This window comes from Sphingomonas sp. PP-CC-3A-396, assembly GCF_004343105.1.
Classification (GTDB): domain Bacteria; phylum Pseudomonadota; class Alphaproteobacteria; order Sphingomonadales; family Sphingomonadaceae; genus Sphingomonas.
Genome location: NZ_SLYF01000003.1, coordinates 342398 through 359188 on the forward strand (window position 1 = coordinate 342398; position 16791 = coordinate 359188).

Annotated in this window: 13 protein-coding genes; 5 read left to right on the forward strand and 8 right to left on the reverse strand. The window is 66.7% G+C overall.

The genetic code is table 11. From position 1 onward, the window contains the following. Window positions 1–11: 11 nt before the first annotated feature. On the forward strand, window positions 12–1217 hold the full coding sequence (locus tag C8J40_RS07695; protein WP_132896495.1) for an MFS transporter: 1206 nt from the start codon (window positions 12–14) through the stop codon (window positions 1215–1217). Window positions 1218–1270: 53 nt separating this feature from the next. Here the strand turns inward: C8J40_RS07695 and C8J40_RS07700 are convergent, their stop codons facing one another. Both C8J40_RS07700 and C8J40_RS20715 read right to left on the reverse strand, forming a co-directional pair. Then, window positions 1271–2182, reverse strand: coding sequence for an acyltransferase domain-containing protein (locus tag C8J40_RS07700; RefSeq protein ID WP_132896496.1), 912 nt, complete (start codon window positions 2180–2182; stop codon window positions 1271–1273). After that, window positions 2179–2481: a triphosphoribosyl-dephospho-CoA synthase gene (locus tag C8J40_RS20715; protein WP_243693263.1), complete on the reverse strand. Its 303-nt coding sequence runs from the start codon at window positions 2479–2481 to the stop codon at window positions 2179–2181. The genes C8J40_RS07700 and C8J40_RS20715 overlap by 4 nt, the downstream gene beginning before the upstream one ends. A 59-nt stretch (window positions 2482–2540) precedes the next feature. Here C8J40_RS20715 and C8J40_RS20720 point away from each other — a divergent pair, with 59 nt between their 5' ends. Then, entirely contained in the window at window positions 2541–2891 is a 351-nt protein-coding gene (locus C8J40_RS20720) for an FCD domain-containing protein (protein ID WP_243693284.1), read from the forward strand. A 137-nt stretch (window positions 2892–3028) separates the two neighbouring features. On the opposite strand, the gene C8J40_RS07710 is transcribed toward C8J40_RS20720, so the two are convergent. Beyond that, on the reverse strand, window positions 3029–4105 hold the full coding sequence (locus C8J40_RS07710; RefSeq protein ID WP_132896498.1) for an LLM class flavin-dependent oxidoreductase: 1077 nt from the start codon (window positions 4103–4105) through the stop codon (window positions 3029–3031). After that, entirely contained in the window at window positions 4102–4932 is an 831-nt protein-coding gene (locus tag C8J40_RS07715) for an aldo/keto reductase (RefSeq protein ID WP_243693264.1), read from the reverse strand. Before C8J40_RS07715 ends, C8J40_RS07710 begins: the two co-directional genes overlap by 4 nt. A 104-nt stretch (window positions 4933–5036) precedes the next feature. Here C8J40_RS07715 and C8J40_RS07720 point away from each other — a divergent pair, with 104 nt between their 5' ends. The 3 genes from C8J40_RS07720 (at window position 5037) to C8J40_RS07730 (ending at window position 9787) form a co-directional block, all read left to right on the forward strand. After that, a complete protein-coding gene (locus tag C8J40_RS07720; RefSeq protein WP_132896500.1) occupies window positions 5037–6125 on the forward strand; it encodes a Gfo/Idh/MocA family oxidoreductase in 1089 nt (362 codons plus the stop codon). A gap of 99 nt (window positions 6126–6224) precedes the next feature. Next, a complete protein-coding gene (locus C8J40_RS07725) occupies window positions 6225–8540 on the forward strand; it encodes a TonB-dependent receptor (protein WP_132896501.1) in 2316 nt (771 codons plus the stop codon). Between the two features lie 71 nt (window positions 8541–8611). Continuing rightward, window positions 8612–9787 carry an MFS transporter gene (locus C8J40_RS07730; protein WP_279432585.1) on the forward strand — a complete coding sequence of 392 codons (1176 nt, stop codon included), beginning with the start codon at window positions 8612–8614 and terminating at the stop codon, window positions 9785–9787. Here C8J40_RS07730 and C8J40_RS07735 read toward each other — a convergent pair. The 4 genes from C8J40_RS07735 to C8J40_RS07750 all read right to left on the reverse strand — a co-directional run bounded on the left by C8J40_RS07735 (window position 9759) and on the right by C8J40_RS07750 (window position 16744). Further along, on the reverse strand, window positions 9759–10766 hold the full coding sequence (locus C8J40_RS07735; protein WP_132896502.1) for a LacI family DNA-binding transcriptional regulator: 1008 nt from the start codon (window positions 10764–10766) through the stop codon (window positions 9759–9761). The genes C8J40_RS07730 and C8J40_RS07735 overlap by 29 nt on opposite strands. A gap of 185 nt (window positions 10767–10951) precedes the next feature. Beyond that, on the reverse strand, window positions 10952–12268 hold the full coding sequence (locus C8J40_RS07740; protein WP_132896503.1) for an MFS transporter: 1317 nt from the start codon (window positions 12266–12268) through the stop codon (window positions 10952–10954). Then, window positions 12265–14061 carry an alpha-amylase family glycosyl hydrolase gene (locus C8J40_RS07745; RefSeq protein WP_165911381.1) on the reverse strand — a complete coding sequence of 599 codons (1797 nt, stop codon included), beginning with the start codon at window positions 14059–14061 and terminating at the stop codon, window positions 12265–12267. Before C8J40_RS07745 ends, C8J40_RS07740 begins: the two co-directional genes overlap by 4 nt. 199 nt (window positions 14062–14260) lie before the next feature. Next, a complete protein-coding gene (locus tag C8J40_RS07750) occupies window positions 14261–16744 on the reverse strand; it encodes a TonB-dependent receptor (RefSeq protein WP_132896505.1) in 2484 nt (827 codons plus the stop codon). Window positions 16745–16791: the final 47 nt, after the last annotated feature.

Consider the following 16791-nt stretch of genomic DNA (forward strand, 5'->3'; position numbering starts at 1 on the left):
GGAGCGCCATCATGAAACTCAATCCCGGCCTGCTGGCCCTGTCCGTCGGCGCCTTCGGCATCGGCGTGACCGAATTCGCACCGATGGGCCTGCTCCCCGTCATCGCCACCGATCTCGGCGTGTCGATCCCGACCGCCGGGCTGTTGATCAGTGCCTATGCCTTGGGCGTGGTGATCGGCGCGCCGCTCATGACGCTGACCACCGGACGCGTGCCGCGGCGGACGTTGCTGATCGCGCTTGCCGGGATCTTCGCCATCGGCAACCTGCTCGCGGCGGTATCGACCGGTTACGGCATGCTGATGGCGGCACGAGTCCTGACGTCGTTCAACCACGGCGCGTTCTTCGGCGTCGGCGCGATCGTTGCAGCCAGCCTCGTCCCGGCCGAGCGACGCGCGGGCGCGGTCGCGGCGATGTTCATGGGACTGACCATCGCCAACGTGGTCGGCGTGCCGCTTGCAACCTGGGCCGGTGATCATCTCGGATGGCGTTCGGCGTTCTGGGGGATCTCGGCGCTCGGCATCGCGACGATGGTGGCGCTCCGCCTGACGCTGCCGGCGCTGCCCGCGCCCGTGGGTAGCGATCCGATCGCGGAACTCCGCGTGCTGACGCGGGGACCGGTGCTCGGGGCGCTGGGCCTTACCGTCATCGGTGCGAGCGCGATGTTCACGGTCTTCACCTACATCACCCCGATCCTGCGCGAGGTGACTCACGCCTCGCTCGGCTATGTCACCGCGATGCTGGTGACGTACGGCGTCGGCCTGACGATCGGCAACTGGCTCGGCGGACGCTTCGCCGATCGCTCGGTCGACCGGACGCTAATCGTGACGCTCGCTGCGCTGGCCGCGATCCTCGTCGGGTTCGCGATGCTGATGCCGTTCAAGGGACCTACCGCGATCCTGATATTCCTGTGGGGCATCGCAAGCTTCGCGCTGGTCCCGCCGCTCCAGGTCCGGGTGATGCACGCTGCCGCGGACGCGCCCAACCTCGCGTCGGCGATGAACATCGGCGCGTTCAACCTAGGCAACGCGATCGGCGCAGCGGTGGGCGGCGGCGTGATCGCGGCGGGCATCGGCTATCCCGCCGTGGCGCTGGCGGGAGCCGCCGCCTCCGGGCTGGGCTTGGTCGCGGTGATCGTCGCACGGCACCGCGCGTCGAAACGCGATCGCCGACCGCCAGACGTGACGATCGAGGCGGCGGCTCGGTCTGCCAATGCCTGACGATCGGGGCTGGCTTCGCGCCCTGTGCTCGGGCGCGCTACCGGTCCCGGCGGTCACCGCGCCAGCCAGTCCCTGATCCCCGATACGCTGCGAAAATCATCGATGGCGCGGACCTCGAGCGCCGGATCGACCGCACGCACCATATCGGCAAGCGCGGTGCCCGGCCCGAGTTCGAGTATGCGATCGACACCGCGTTCGAGAACCGCCTCAAGGGTGGCCGCCCAGTCGACCATCGTGTCGATTTGCCCCGCCAATCCGGCGATGCCGCGCCCCCCGCTTACGATCGACGCGTCCGCGGCACCGATAAGCGTGCGGCCTCGCGCAGGTTTCGCGGGTTCCGAACTGTCCAGTGCGGCACGGAACGCTGCGACCGCGGTCGAAAGACGTGGCGTATGCGAGGCGACGTGTACCGCGATCGATCGCGCGGACGTCGCCCCCTGCTCCAACGCCGCGCTGCAACACTGCGCGACGTGGGCCCGCTCGCCACCGATGACGAACAGCAGATCGGGATTGACGATCGCGATGGCGCAGCCGAACCCGGCGACAAGCGCATCGACGCGCTCGCGTGGCAGACCCCGGATAAAGCCTAGCCCGTCGTCGGTACCGCTCGCGGCATCCATCGCTTCGGCGCGCGCGGCGGTCAGATGCAGCGTGCGTTCGGATGACCAAATCCCCGCAATGCCCCATGCGGTCATCTCGCCGACGCTGTATCCTGCGACGACAAACGGCATCGTCGGCGCGAGACAGGCCGCCGCAACGAGTCCGCGGGTGACGCAGAGGATCTGGCTCGTCCGGTTGGCGAACAGCGTCGCCTCATCTTCGGTGCGCAAAACCGTGAAGACGTCTCGCCCCAGCACGTCGCTCGCCTCGGCGAGGATCGGTGCGGCGCGCGGATCGTCGGCGAACAGGTCGAGCATCGCGCGATCCTGCCGGCCCTGCCCTGCGCAGAGAAGCGCGAGCGTCATAGCGCGTTGGTTTCGATGAACAGCGCCATCGCGAGCAGATCGGCACAACCGCCGGGGCTGAGCCGTCGTGCCGTGAACGCGTGATGGATCTTGATTGCACGCTCGCGCCAGTCGGCGGCGTCTACCCCCCCGGCGTCGAGGAACGCGCGCGCCTGCCGTTGCGCGAAGGCGAGCCCTTCTGCACCACCGCGGTAGAGGAGATTGGTGTCGTCGACCCCGACGATCAGCGCCATCAGCGCGTGGACGCGACAGGCTTCTTCGTCGGCGCTCCGACGTCGCGCTTCGGCGAGCGCGGGCAAGGCGATCCGGTAGAGCGAGGGAAAGCCGCCCGCCGCTTCGGCGCAGCCGCCTGCTCCCCATCCACGAAGCCAGCGAAGCGGCGGTCGATGCAGGCGACGTCGATGCGTATGATGCGCTCAACCGCGTTTTCCACGAGGCGATCTACCGCGCCGAGCACAACGACTTCCTGGCGGAGCAGGCGATCGCGGTCCGCATCCGCCTCAACGCGTTCCGCCGCATGCAACTGCGCCAGGACCGCCGCCTCGCCAAGTCACGCGCGGAACATGATGCGGTGATGCGCGCGATCGCCGAGGGCGACGGCGACGAAGCCGCGCGCCGGATGCGCGCGCACATGCTCAACGCGGCGAGTGCGCTCGACAGCTACATCGCGCATCAGGACGCGTTGCATATTCAACCGGCCAAAACCTGAGGTGAGCAATTCCTCGGCGTGCTGGCCCCCGTCGCCGCCCGCGCCCGGCGCCTGGGGATTAGTGCTGGAAACGCTGTAACATTCGCACGTTCGTGCCGCACGCTAGCCGGAGTCCGGCCATCGCACGGCGTCCTGACCTAGAGGGTGTTCGCGACCGATAGCGGCGCGTGCGTCATCCTGGGCAACACATGACGCGCGAACAGGTCGGCTTCCGCGGCGTGGGGGTAGCCTGAGAGGATGAACGCCTCGATCCCCATCTCCTGGTACATGGCGAGCTTGGCGAGCACCTGATCGGGATCGCCGACGATCGCGGCACCGCAGCCCGAGCGTGCGCGCCCGATGCCGGTCCATAGATTGTCCTCGGCATAACCATCGGCCGAAGCGCCTTCACGTAATGCCGCTTGCGCCGCGACACCGGCAGACCCGGAATCCAGCGACTTGGCACGGATCGCCGCGCCCTGTTCGGCATCGAGCTTCGAGAGCAGGCGATCGGCGTACACCCGCGCCTCGTCCTCGGTCTCGCGGACGATGACGTGCGCACGGTAGCCGAAGCGCAGCGTGCGGCCGTGGCGGGCGGCGCGTGTGGTCATGTCGGCGATGATGTCGGCGACCTTCTCGCGCGTGTCGGGCCACATCAGATATACGTCGCATTCCTTCGCTGCCGCCTCGCGCGCGTCCGGCGACAGTCCACCGAAATACAGCAACGGCGCCTTGCCCGACACGGTGCCGATCCGCGGCGGGTCGAGCTTCAGCTTCCAGAACTCGTCGTCATGATCGAGCGGCTCGCCGTTCAGCAGCGTCTTGAGGATGCGCATGAGCTCGACCGTGCGGGCATAGCGCGGGCCGGATGCCAGCGTCTCGCCGGGGAGGTCGGACGAGATGATGTTGATGTTGAGCCGTCCGCCGAGCATCCGGTCGATCGTCGCAATCTGGCGTGCGAGTTGCGGTGGCCAGCTTTCGCCGACGCGCACCGCCATCAACAGCGCCAGCCGACGGAGCATCGGCGCGATCGCCGCGGCGAACGCGGTGGTGTCGAGCCCCAGCGCATAGCCCGAGGGGAGCAGGATGTTGTCGTAGCCACCGGTCTCCGCCTGGAGGACGATGTCGCGGCAATGCTCCCAGCTCGATTGCAGCCGGGGATCGGGCACGCCGAGAAACTCGTAGTCGTCGTCGCACAGCGCCGAGAACCAGCTGACTTCGCAGGATTTGGTCACGGCAACGCCTCGCCGCGCGCCGCGACCAGGACATCGTACCAGTCCTGCCGGGTCCAGGTGATCGCGAACGCCTGCGCGAGTTCGGCGATCCGCGCCGGGTTCTGCGTGCCGACGATCGGGATCGCCCGCACCGGATGCGCCATGATCCAGCTATACGCGGTCGCCGCCCGGCTCGCGCCCGTCTCGGCTGCCTTGCGATCGAGCGCCGCCGCCACCCCTGCGCTGCGCGCGTCTGCGGGCACACCGAGCCGGCCACCGCCGAGCGGCGACCAGGCGAGCACCGCCATGTCGCGCTCCATCGCCTGATCGAACAGCCCGTTTTCGAGCGGTTCGAGGTGGAGTGGCGAGAACTCCGGCTGATGGCTGACGAGCGGAATGGTCAGGAACGACGCCAGCGCCTGCGCCTGCGCGGGCGTGTAGTTCGACACGCCGACCGCGCGCACCTTGCCCGCCGTGACCATATCCTCGAGCGCGCGCGCCGCTTCCTGCGGGTGCGTGAGGATGTCGGGGCGATGGATCTGGTAGAGGTCGACCTGCTCGACACCGAGCCGGGTCAGCGAGGCATCGAGCGCCTTCGCCAGATAGGCCGGACTGGAATCATACGGCAGCGGCGGGAGGATACCGCCCTTGGTGGACAGGACCATCCGCGCGCGCAGACCGGGCGAACCTGCGAAGATGCGGCCGAGCAGCACTTCCGCATCGCCGAACCCGCCAGCGCCGTCGAAACCGTAGATGTCGGCGGTGTCGAACAGCGTGACGCCCGCCTCGAACGCCGCCTCGATCAGCGCGCGTCCTTCGGCGACGCCGACTCCGGCGAACCGCCACATGCCCCAGGCTATCGGGCTGACAAGGATTCCGCTCTTGCCGAGGGGAATGGCTTTGGGTGTAGGATCAAGCTGCGACATCGCTGTCACGAATAGGGGTAATAGGCTTGGTCGAGCAAGTACGTTATGGTTTGGTCGGAACCGGCATGATGGGGGTCGAGCATCTCCAGAACCTGGCGGTCACCCCCGGCGCGGTGGTGACGGCGATCGCCGATCCGGTGAGCGCGTCGCTCGGCTGGGCGCGCGATGCGCTGGGTCCGCGCGGCGACGGCGTGCAGGAATTTGCCGATGCGGCAGCGCTCGCACGCAGCGGACTGGTCGATGCGGTAATCGTCGCGAGCCCCAACTATACGCACCGCGACGTGCTGGCGCCGCTGTTCGATGCGGACGTCGCGATCCTGTGTGAAAAGCCGCTGGCGACGACGCTGGAGGACGCGCGCTGGGTTGTCGACCGCGCCGCGCAGATGACGCGGCCGTTCTGGACCGCGATGGAATATCGCTACATGCCGCCCGCCGCAGCGTTCATCGACCAAGTGCATGGCGGCCGGATCGGGCGCTTGCGGATGCTGTCGATCCGCGAGCACCGCTTTCCGTTCCTGCCCAAGGTCGGCGACTGGAACCGCTTCAGCCGCAACACCGGCGGGACGATGGTCGAGAAATGCTGCCATTTCTTCGATTTGATGCGGCTGATCGTCCAGTCGGAACCGGTCCGGGTCTATTGCTCGGGCGCGATGGACGTGAACCATGTCGACGAGCGCTATGACGGCGAACGGCCCGACATCATCGACAACAGCTATACGACGGTGGATTTCGCCAACGGCGTGCGCGCGATGCTCGACCTGTCGATGTTCGCGGACGGCGCCGAGAACCAGGAGGAGATCACCGCGGTCGGCGATGCCGCGCGGCTTGACGTGTTGATCCCCGAGGGCGCGCTGGTGTTCAGCCCGCGCACCGGTTTCCTCAATCCGAAACGGGTCGAGCGTCAGGTGATCGCGGTCGACCAAACCGCGCTCGACGCCGGCAGCCATCACGGCTCGACCTTCTATCAGCACCAGAAGTTCATCGCTGCGGTGCGCGGCGAAATCGGCGTCGAGGTTACCGCGCGCGATGGGCTCATGGCGGTCGCGATCGGCACCGCAGCGGAGGTCAGCGCGCGCACCAAGCGCGTGGTGGAGATGGCCGAACTGGGGTTTTGAATGAAGCGGTACTTTGCACCCTCCAAGGCGAATTGGTGTATGACAGCGCAGGACACCGTTTAACCTACCATCGAAGTAGGAATTGTGGAGGGGACGCGCATGAAAACGCATTGGTTGCTGACGGGGGTGGCCTTGGCCGCGGGGCTGAGCGCACCGGCTTGGGCACAGGATGCGCAAGCGATCCAGGCCGCACCGGACACACCGAACGACCAGGCCACCGCCGGCCCGCCCGATACGTCCGTGCCGGGCGAGATCGTCGTGACCGCGCAGAAGCGCTCGGAGCGTCTGCAAGATGTCCCGGTTGCGGTCTCCGTGATCTCGGGCGCGCAGATCGCCGCGCAGGGCGCGGTGAACCTCGAAGGCGCGCAGTACCTCGTGCCGACGCTCAACTTCCGCAAATCGGGCACGACGATCAACCAGTCGCTGTTCCTGCGCGGCGTCGGCACCTCGACCTTCTCGGTCGCGGGCGAGCCATCGATCTCCACGGTCGTCGACGGCGTCGTCTACAGCCGCGCGGGCGAGGCGTTCAGCGACCTGATCGACATCGACCGGATCGAAGTCCTGCGCGGTCCGCAGGGCACGTTGTTCGGCAAGAACACGAGCGCCGGCGTCATCAACATTGTCACCCAGCGTCCCGGCAACGTGCTCGCCGGGTCGGTCGAGGGCTCGTTCTTCACCGGCAACGGCAACGAGTATCGCACCCGCGCCGCGCTCGACATTCCGCTGAGCGAGACGATCAAGAGCCGCTTCACCGGGTTCTACGGCAATTACGCGGGCAACATCCGCAACGTCGCGCACGATAACCGGCGCGTGAACGGGTACGAGCATTACGGCTTTCGTGGCATGGTCGTCGCCGATGCGACGCCCGACCTGACCTTCACGCTGATCGGCGACTATCGGCGGAGCAACGACGATTGCTGCGCCGAGGTCATCGGCACCACGCCGACCACAGGCCTAACCGCGAGCGTCCTGCCCGATCGCAACGGCAACAAGTCGCGCACGGTCAACCAGGACCTGATCACGCATACCGACGAAAAGAGCTGGGGCGTTTCGCTGCAAGCCGACGCGACGCTCGGCACGCAGACGGTGACGTACATCGGTTCCTACCGCGAATACGACAATACCGAGATCCGCGACGGCGACTGGCTCCCGACCGCGTATGTCGGCGCCAACCAGCTGCACGATTTCGGGCCGCAGACGAGCAACACCTTTACGCAGGAAGTCCGGATCGCGTCGCCGTCGAACCAGTTCTTCAGCTACGTCATCGGCGCATTCTACTCGCGCGCGGAAACCGAACGGACGTTCCGTCGCGACGACGTCGTCTGCACCGCTACGCCGACGCCGACCGTGCTCACCCCGTGCTCGACCGCGGGCACGACGGTCACCCGGCCGACCGGCACCGCGGTGTTCGGCTCGACCTTCAAGAACCTCGCCTTTTTCGGGCAAGGGGTCTTCAACCTGACCGATCGGTTCCGCGCGATCGCCGGCGTCCGCTATACCAGCGACCAGCTCGACGTCTTCCACAGCCGCGTCACCACGCTGGCGGGGCCGGGCATCAACCCAAGCTTCGGGCCGTTCGCGGGCAAGACGACCAATACCAACTGGTCGGGCAAGGGCGGCGTGCAGTTCGACGTCACGCCGCACTCGACCAGCTACGCGACCTATTCGCGCGGCTATAAGGGGCCAGCGTTCAACATCTTCTACAATCTCGGCGCGACCGGCACCAACGTCATCGATCCGGAGACCGCGGATAGTTACGAAATCGGCCTGAAGAACACGCTGTTCGGCGGCAAGCTGGTGGTCAACCTCGCCGCCTATTACGCCAAATATCACAATTTCCAGGCCAACAACCCGGACGTGGTCGCCGGCGTGCTCGTCACCCGCTTCACCAACGCGGGCGACATCTCGACCCGCGGCGGCGAGCTCGACCTGCTCTACCGCCCGGTCCGCGATCTCAACATCTCGGGCGGGCTCGCCTATACCGATGCGCATGTCGACCAGTTCAAGATCCCGACCAACGGCTCGACCACCGGCGTCGTACCCGCGGGCACGCAACTCGGCTACGCGCCCCGGTGGAAGGGGTCGCTCGGCGGCGACTACCGGATCCGCACGGGCAGCAGCATCGATTTCACGCTTGGCGCGCAAGGCTCCTACCAGTCCAGCCAGATCTCGCAGTTCGACGCGAGCGCCGCGATCCGCGACGCAACGACGATCAAGGCGTACGGCCTGCTCGATCTTTCGGCCGGCATCGTCGACGCGAAGGATGCATTCAGGATCATACTCCAGGTGAAGAACGTGCTCGACACCAGCTTCGCTTCGTCGATCGTCAGTGGCGGGCCCGGTGGCGCCTATCGCTACATCATCCCGCGCGAGGCCGATCGCTACGCCGGCATCACCGCAAGGCTGAACTTTTGACGGAAACGGTACAGAGCCCCACCCCGGCCCCCTCGCCCGTCCCCGCGCCCGCACAATCCAAGGCGCGCTGGGTGGTCGTGGCGCTCGTGTTCTTCGCGATCATGCTGAATTATGTCGATCGGCAGATCCTGGCGTTGTTGAAGCCGACGCTGGAACTCGAGTTCGGCTGGTCGGACCAGGATTACGGCAACATGGCGTCGGCGTTCCAGTTCGCCGCCGCGGTCGCGTTTCTCGGGACCGGCTGGTTCATCGACCGGGTCGGTCTCCGGATCGGCTTTGCGGCGGGGGTCTTCGTATGGAGCGTCGCCGGCATGGCGCACGCGTTCGTGTCGGGCGTGAGCGGATTCATTGGCGCGCGCGTCGTGCTCGGCGCGGCGGAGTCGATCGGCACGCCCGCCGCGGTCAAGTCCGCCGCGACCTATTTCGGCCCCAAGGACCGCTCGATCGCATTGGGGATCGGCAACACCGCGCCCAATGTCGGTGCGGTCATAACCCCGCTCGTCATACCGGCGCTGGCGATCGCGTTCGGCTGGCGCGCGGCGTTCCTCGTCGCCGGCGGCCTCGGGCTGGTCTGGGTCGTCGCGTGGTTCGCGTTCAAGATGCCCGCTGCGATCGCGGAAACCGGTGGCCCCGCGCCGATCCGCTGGATCGACCTGTTCAAGGACCGCCGGACGCTCGCCATCGCGGTCGCCAAGGTGCTGTCCGATCAGGTCTGGTTCTTCATGCTGTCGTGGCTGCCCGATCTGTTCCACCGGCTTTTCGGACTCCCGCAGGGTCAGGTCGGACTCCCCGTCGCGCTCGTCTATGCACTGGCGGCTTGCGGCGCGCTCTCCGGCGGCTGGTTGCCAACCCGGTTGATGGCGCGCGGCTGGAGCCTCGACCGTGCGCGGAAATCCACGCTGCTGCTCTATGCGCTGCTAATCCTGCCGGTGCCGATCGTGCTGTCGCTGCAAAGTCCGTGGACCGCGGCGCTGGTGCTTGGGCTCGGGCTGTTCGCGCATCAGGGGTTTTCGACCAACGTCTTTGCGCTGACCACTGACGTCATGCCGGCACGCTCGGTCGGATCAACGATTGGCATCGCCGCGTTCTGCGGCAATATGGGCTCTATCGGGATGATCCAGCTGTCCGCCTGGTCGCTCGGGCACGGGTTCGGCTATGCGCCGATGCTGGCGATCTGCGCGGTCAGCTATCTATTGGCGCTGGGGTTCATCCAACTGCTCATCCCGCGGATCGAACCGGCCCGGTAGAGTCGCGGCGGATCAGTTCGAACGGGACTTCGATCCGCTTCACCGCGAACTCGGCGGCGAGAAGCAGGTCGGCCGCCGCGTAGCCGAGCGTCCGCGTCGGCTGGCGGATCGTCGTCAGCGCGGGCCAGACGAAGCGCGAGATTGCGTCGTCGCCAAAGCCCGCGATCGACAGGTCGGCCGGCACCGACAGCCCGCGGCGGTGCGCGACGCTGAGCACGCCGGCGGCCATGTCGTCGTTCGAGGCAAAGATCGCGGTGGGCGGCAGGCGGAGCGCGAGCAGCGCCTCGGCCGCGTCGGCGCCCGATGCGAAGTCATAGTCGCCGGGGCGGACCAGGACGGGATCGAACGCGATCTCGGCTTCGTCGAGCGCGGCGCGATATCCCGCAAGTCGCTGCACGCTGGTCGCATAGCTCGCATGCCCCGAGACGAAGCCGATGCGGCGGTGGCCCAGCGCCAGCAGGTGCCGCGTCATCACGGTCGCGGCGCCGATATTGTCGATGAACACCGATGCGGTGAGATCGAGGTCGGTGCCCGGCGAGACGCGGACGAACCGGACGTTGCGACGCGCCATGAGCGCCAGCACTTCGGGATAGTCGGTAGCGGGCGGCGTCAGGATCAGTCCGTCGACACCCGACCCGTCGATCAGGCTCTCGATATCGTCGATCAGCCGGTCGGAATCATGGTCATAGGGCTGCGCGATCATCCGCACACCATCGAGCAGGCAGCGGTCGCGGATGCCGGACTGCATCTCGTACACGTAATAGGGGCTGGGATTGTCGCAGGCGAGCGCGATCTGGAAGCTGCGATGCCCCGCCAGCGTTCGCGCCGCCATGTTCGGCCGGTATTTGAGCGTCGCGAACGCCGCCGTCACCCGCGCGCGCGTCGCATCCGACACGCGTGCTTCGTTGTTCAGGACGCGCGACACCGTCTTGATGGACACGCCGGCAAGTCGTGCGACATCGTTGATCGTTGGCCGCACGCAGTCCCCTTCCCTCGCTGCCCGCGCTTCGGAAACTCCGGTCCGACATGCCGCGGGCTTAAGGCTGTACGGTCTTCCTATCGACCTTCCAGCCGCGCACCACGAAAATCCTTCGTTCTTGTCGACCAGGGTCGTCGACCATCGGTAATAGGATTGCAGGGCAGCCCTTGTGCGTGCCGATAATCTTACCGATCGGCGACAGCCCGCCTCGGCCCCCCGGCGTTCACGCGCAGCGTCGCGACCGTTCCGGCGAGCATCAGCGCCCCCGCAACGTACAGCATCGCGCGCGCATCGCCGCCCAGCAGCGACCGGTAGAATAACGGCACGGTCAGGCTCTCGATCATCATCGGCACGACGATGAACATGTTGAAGATGCCCATGTAGATGCCGAACCGCGCCGACGGGACGGTATCGGTCAGCATGACATAGGGATTGCCCATCATGCTCGCCCAGCCGAGCCCGATGCCGATCATCGGCAGGTACAGCCAGCCCTCGACGCCGATGCCGGGAATCGCCAGCATCGCCGCGCCCGACGCGGCGAGACATACCGCGTGGACGACGCGCGCGCCGTAGCGCTTCGTCACCGGGACCAGCATAAGCGCGCTGACGAACGCGACCGCGTTGTAGAATGCGCCGATCTGCCCGACGGTCAGCGCGGCGTCGCGAAACCCCTGGCTCGCAGGATCGGCGGTGCCGTGGAGCGAACGCGCCAGCGCGAACGCGATGAACTGCCAATAGGCGAACATCGCATACCATTGGCAGAGCATCGCGACGCCCAGTTGGCGCATTGCCGGCGGCATGTCGCGGATCGCGGCGACGACGTCGCGCAGCGCACTGCCCAACGTGACCTTGTCGGCCTGCATCGCCGCACGCTCCTCGGCAGACAGCGGCAGTTCGGGGACGCGGATCACCGACCAGACGATCGTCGACAGCGACAGCACCGCACCAACGAGGAAGGCGATCCGGGTGATGTCGGGAATGCCGTTGGCATCGACCGCATCCTTGTTCATCCCCCACCACACCAGCAGCGAGGGCGCGAGATAGGAGAGCGTCTGCGCCAGCCCGGTGAACGCGGCCTGGATCAGGAAGCCGGTCGGTCGCTGGTCCTCCGACAGCCGGTCGCCGACATAGGCGCGATAGGGCTCCATCGTGACGTTGTTGGCTGCATCGAGGATCCACAACAGGCTGGCGGCGACCCACAGGGCCGGGCTGTACGGCATCGCCAACAGGCACAGGCTGCACAGGATCGCACCAACCAGGAAATACGGCGTACGCCGGCCCAGCCGGCTGGTGGTCTTGTCGGACAGTGCGCCGATCAGCGGCTGGACAAGAAGGCCGGTCATCGGTCCCGCCAGCCACAATAGCGGCATCGACGCCTCGTCGGCGCCGAGATAGCCGTAGATCGGCGCCATGTTCGCCTGCTGCAAGCCGAACGAGAATTGCAGACCGAGGAACCCGAGGTTCATCTCGATGATGCGCGCCAGCGACAGACGGGGTTTCATGCGCGATCTCCCATGAGCCACACGGCCTGCCAGGGTGCGAGCGTTGCAGCCGCGGCGCTGCCGGACAGGCGGTCGGTGCCGGTATCCGACAACGGCACCGCACGATCCGAGAAGTTGAGATACACGCGATCGGTGCCGCAGCGGATCCCGAGCAGCGCCGGAACCGATGCATCGGTCGCCAGCAGGGTCGGTGCACCCGCTCCCGCACCGGCTACGCGCGCGGCACGCAACCGGGCGAGATCGCCGGCGATCCGCATCGCCGCGGGGGTATCGAGCGCGGACCAGTCCATCTGCGGCCGGTGGAGCCAGCGTCCCTCGTGCGCCCGGTCGGGGTCGTCGCGATACGCATAGTCGTTCAGCATCCCCACCTCGTCGCCCATGTAGATCGTCGCGACGCCGCCGCTGGCGACGGCGAGCGTGTTGAGCAACGCGATACGCCGGAACGCCGTCTCCCGCGATACGTCGTCGGTGGCCGCCTCGAGCCCGGCAAGCGACGCCAACGTGCCGTTGGTGCCGTGCAGCACCGAACCATCCGACTGGAACGGTACGCCGCGCGCCCAGCTGTCGCCCGCACCTTCGATGAAGTGCGCGGCGTCGGTCAGCCGCGCTTCGGGGTCGGAGTCGATACCGCGTAGATCGCCCAGTACCGCGCCCCAGCCGATATCGTCATGACAGCGCGCATAGGTCAGCCAGTTCGCACCATGCGGCAGCCCGCCGCTGACGTCGACGATCGCGGCGGGCAACGCCGCCGATTGCTCGGCCAACGCGACCCAGCCGGCGACCATCAGCGAATTATTGTAGACGAGGTGGCATTCTGGTTCGAACCCCTCGCCCTCGTCCGCGCCGAAATAGGGCGGCACGAACGCGGTCGGCACGATCGCCTCGGCCTTGAGCAAGGTCGCCGGCGCGACGATGTCGAGCGCAGCGCGCAACGCGCGGACGATGAAATGCGACTGCGGCAGGTTGCGGCAATCCGTCCCCGCCTGCTTCCAGAGGAACGCGGTGGAATCGAGCCGGAACGCCTCGAACCCGTGATTGGCGAGTCGCAGCATCGTGTCGACCATCGCCAGCATGACCTCGGGGTTCGCCCAGTTCAGGTCCCACTGGAACGGGTAGAACGTCGTCCAGACTTCGCCGCCCATCTCGGGCACGTGCGTGAAATTTCCGGGCGCGGTGGTCGGGAATACTTGGGGCAATACGGTTTCGCGCGCCGCCGCCTCGGCCTCGTCGAGGACGATGTAATAGTCGCGGTAGTGCGGATCGCCGGCCTTGGCCTTCAGCGCCCAGACATGGTCGTCCGCGGTGTGATTGAGCGCGAGGTCGACGCACAGGCTGATCCGGCTGGCACGCAGGCTGCCGCAGAGCGCCTCGACATCCGCCATCGTCCCGAGCGTCGGTTCGATGCTCAGATAATCCGCCACCGCAAAGCCGCCGTCGCTGTCGCCGGTACGCGCCTTCAACAACGCGAGCAGGTGGAGATACCGGACCCCCAGCGTATCAAGATACTCGACCTTTTGGGTCAGGCCGGACACGGTTCCGGCGAAGCGATCGACATAGGTCGAATAGCCGATCATGTCGGGCGCGACGAACCAGTCGCGATCGGCGATACGCGCGACGTCGAGCGCCTGCATCACCGGGGGGCGCTCGGCCATGCGGTCGCGGAGCACGGCCTCGATCCGCGACCACAAGGCGTCGCCGTCGTGCGTGGCGCCGTACAGCCGCTCGAGCTGACGACGCAGCGTGGTACCGTGCTGGCGCAGTCGGGTGTCCAGATCGGACGATGTGGTGGCCATGACGGTCACGCCCCCCGCACGAGACGGGCGGCGCCTGCCGGACCGAAGTCCCGGCATGACGCCCGACATGACGGGTGCAAGGCTGTCTGCTGTTCCAATCCGTCCACCTCGTATTCGCGCGGCAGGACATCGCCCGTGCAGCGGCAGTCTAACGATGGTCCCGGATGCCGTCCTTGGCATCCGGGGCCACGGCCTGTCATCAGAACTTCAGGCCGATCGTCGCGCTGATGTTGCGGCCGGGGAATGCCCGCGCGGTGTTGATGCCGTTCGTCGGCAGCGTGTCGGTCGCCAGCCCCAGCTCGGTGATCGCCAGTACGTTGAACAGATTCTGCGCATTGACCGATACATGGACCGCAGGCGTGATCGCACAGGATGCGAACGCACCGGTCAGGACATAGCCGGGCATCTTCAGCTGGTTGAGATCCGACGCATAGGACGACGTCGTGCCGATGACGTTGGCGCCGACGGTCAGCTTGTCCACGATGATCGACGGCGACGCCTGGAAGATCAGGTCCGCCTGGCGATACGGCGTATTCCCGTTCAGCGCTGGGGTCAGCTCGCTCTCGATGATGCGGGCGTGCGTGTAGGTCGCGCCGCCGGTCAGGTGGAACACGCCGTAGTCGACGCCCGCTTCGAGCTCGACGCCGTAGGAGCGGTAGCGATTGTTGATCGTGCGCTGCTGCGGGATGATGATCTCGTTCGACTCCGCGGTCGTCGCGCGGAAGCCGGTGACGTTGGCGAAGAACGGACCCGAGCGGAACTTCACGCCCGCCTCCTGCTGGTTGACGAAGTTCACCGCGACGTCGTCGGCGATGCTGCCGTCATCACGGACACCGCCGCCGAATAGCACGCGATCCGCGTTGAAGCGCGCACCGCGGCTGACTCGGGCGAACAGCGCGAGATCGTTCTTGATCTCGTAGTTCGCACCGACCGACCACGTGAAATAGTTCTTGCGATAGTTCACCGGCTTGGCGGCGGACAGGCTAACGACCGGGACGGTCTGTTCGGGAACCTGGATGACGCCGTCCTGATTGACGTCGAGCACGGTCAGCGCGTTCGACGCGTAAATGCCCTTCGCCTTCGAGCTGTTGTAGCGGACGCTGCCGTCGAGGTTGAGACGACCGGTCTTCCACGTCGCCGCCAGATACGGCGCGTCGATGGTGTAATCGACATCGTAATAGCGCTGGCAGCAATTGCCGTACACCGGCTCGCCATAGGCGATCAGCCCGTTCTGCGTAACCGGCTGGCCCGCGGCGTTGTAGACGTCGAGCAGCGCCGGCTCGTTGCCGTTGACCTCCTGCAGATAGCTGTTCCAGTGCCAGTCCATCTTCACCGCCTGGCGCGACTTGAAATAGCCTGCGGTGAGCGAGCCCGTGCCGAGGCTGCCGCCGTTGATGTCGCGACCGATCGTCAGAATGTTTGTGATGTTCGTGAAGTCTTCGAGCGTCGCATTGAACAGCAGCGAGTTGCTGGCCAGGCCGTTGCCGTTCAGCGCCGCCGGGTTGGCGATCGTCTGACCGGCATTGGGACCGGTGGCATAGCGCAGCGTGGCGCCCGCGCCGCCGATCGAGTTCGCGAACGACGCGGCGGTGTTCACGTTTGCTGCGTAAGGCGAGGTGAAGCCGCCCGAATTCTTGGCGTAGTTGAACTTGTCGTCGAACGTCCAGCCGCCGCCGAGATCGAACGACGCCTCGCCGCCGATGCCGCGCACCTTGGTCCGATAGCCATCGGCGATATCGGTGCGGATACGGCGACCGTTCAGGCCGACCGACAGATCCGAGCGGAAGTTCGGCGACTGGAGCGTGTCGCTCTTCGGGTTGAAGTTCGCAAACCCACCAAACTTCGGATCGCTGTTCGTGCCAGTGTTGCTGACCGGGACCGGGATATAGACCGGTGCCTTGTCGTCGAGATACTTGGCGTTGATCCGGACGAAGCCGTTCGAGAAGGTGCGCGTGACGTTGGCCTTGATCTGGCCGCCCTTCTCGGCGTTGTAGCCGATGTCCTTCACGCCGTCGCCGATCCGGTAAAACCCGCCGACATGGAAGCTCCAGTCGTCGCCGATCGGGGCACCGTAATCGGCGTCGATCCGGGTCCGATCGAAATCGATGCCCTTGGTCAGCGAAATGTTGCCGCCCGCGGTCTTACCGGTCTTGCTGATGAAGTTGATGATTGCGCCCGGCGCGTTGCTGGTGAAGGTCGATGCCGAGCCGCCACGGACGACCTCGACGCGCTGGACGTTGTTGTCGGGGCGCACGAACGCGTCCGCGGTCGCAAACGCGATGTCGCCGAAGTCGAGGACGGGCAAACCGTCTTCCTGAAATTGGACGAACTTGGCGCCACCGCTGGCGACCGGCAGGCCGCGCACCGCGATGTTGGCATTGCCTTCGCCGCCCGAGGCCTCGGAACGCAGACCGGGGATGTTGCGGACTAGATCGGCGCTGCCGAGCGGCGCGGCCTGGGCGATCTGCGTCGCGTCGAGCGCGCTGACCGTGATGCTGGTGGTGAGACGACGCTCGGGGCGCGAGGTGCCGGTCACGACGATGTCGTTGCCGGCCTCGGCGGTGTCAGTGGTGGTTTCGGCAACCGGCGCAGGCGCCGATGCGGGCGCGACCTGTGCGGCGGCGGCAAAGGGCAAAACCGTGCCGAGCGCTGCGCCGACGAGCCAATAGGATGCTGTCTTCATATACCCTCTCCTGCAGGATCCGCCGTAACCGCGGACTGATATGCAGA

Bases quoted from the DNA above. Each gene is read 5' to 3' on its own strand.
- C8J40_RS07715 (WP_243693264.1), bottom strand. From the start codon at position 4,932: ATGTGGCGGTTCGCCGGAGTCGGCGTCGCCGAAGGACGCGCGCTGATC.
- C8J40_RS07700 (WP_132896496.1), bottom strand. From the start codon at position 2,182: ATGACGCTCGCGCTTCTCTGCGCAGGGCAGGGCCGGCAGGATCGCGCG.
- C8J40_RS07750 (WP_132896505.1), bottom strand. From the start codon at position 16,744: ATGAAGACAGCATCCTATTGGCTCGTCGGCGCAGCGCTCGGCACGGTT.
- C8J40_RS07725 (WP_132896501.1), top strand. From the start codon at position 6,225: ATGAAAACGCATTGGTTGCTGACGGGGGTGGCCTTGGCCGCGGGGCTG.
- C8J40_RS07745 (WP_165911381.1), bottom strand. From the start codon at position 14,061: ATGGCCACCACATCGTCCGATCTGGACACCCGACTGCGCCAGCACGGT.
- C8J40_RS07695 (WP_132896495.1), top strand. From the start codon at position 12: ATGAAACTCAATCCCGGCCTGCTGGCCCTGTCCGTCGGCGCCTTCGGC.
- C8J40_RS07740 (WP_132896503.1), bottom strand. From the start codon at position 12,268: ATGAAACCCCGTCTGTCGCTGGCGCGCATCATCGAGATGAACCTCGGG.